1 rRNA gene is annotated in these 778 nt (G+C 52.8%); it reads left to right on the top strand.

The features are described from left to right. Positions 1-189 precede the first annotated feature (189 nt). Positions 190-778: ribosomal RNA gene (locus AC2A1N_RS13690) — 16S ribosomal RNA — on the top strand; the annotation flags it as partial.

Genomic DNA, 778 nt, shown 5'->3' with positions numbered 1-778 from the left:
GGCGCTGAGGCCACTTCCCCGGATCTTTGAAAGTATGCGCAGGTATCTTGTGAAGGCGCCTGCAGGAAGGATGATTGTCCATCTTGCAGACGTTTGATCAAGCAACTATTAATTGTTTTAAAGCAAGCGATACGTTGCCAGAATCAATCATCTGCAGCTTTAAATTTTGATCTTCGGATCATGCAGTTTTAAGTGAAGAGTTTGATCCTGGCTCAGAGTGAACGCTGGCGGTAGGCCTAACACATGCAAGTCGAACGGCAGCACAGGAGAGCTTGCTCTCTGGGTGGCGAGTGGCGGACGGGTGAGGAATACATCGGAATCTACTCTGTCGTGGGGGATAACGTAGGGAAACTTACGCTAATACCGCATACGACCTACGGGTGAAAGCAGGGGACCTTCGGGCCTTGCGCGATTGAATGAGCCGATGTCGGATTAGCTAGTTGGCGGGGTAAAGGCCCACCAAGGCGACGATCCGTAGCTGGTCTGAGAGGATGATCAGCCACACTGGAACTGAGACACGGTCCAGACTCCTACGGGAGGCAGCAGTGGGGAATATTGGACAATGGGCGCAAGCCTGATCCAGCCATACCGCGTGGGTGAAGAAGGCCTTCGGGTTGTAAAGCCCTTTTGTTGGGAAAGAAATCCAGCTGGCTAATACCCGGTTGGGATGACGGTACCCAAAGAATAAGCACCGGCTAACTTCGTGCCAGCAGCCGCGGTAATACGAAGGGTGCAAGCGTTACTCGGAATTACTGGGCGTAAAGCGTGCGTAGGTGGT

This window comes from Stenotrophomonas maltophilia group sp. SKK55 (assembly GCF_057179845.1).
This window is presented reverse-complemented; position numbering and strand designations above follow the sequence as displayed.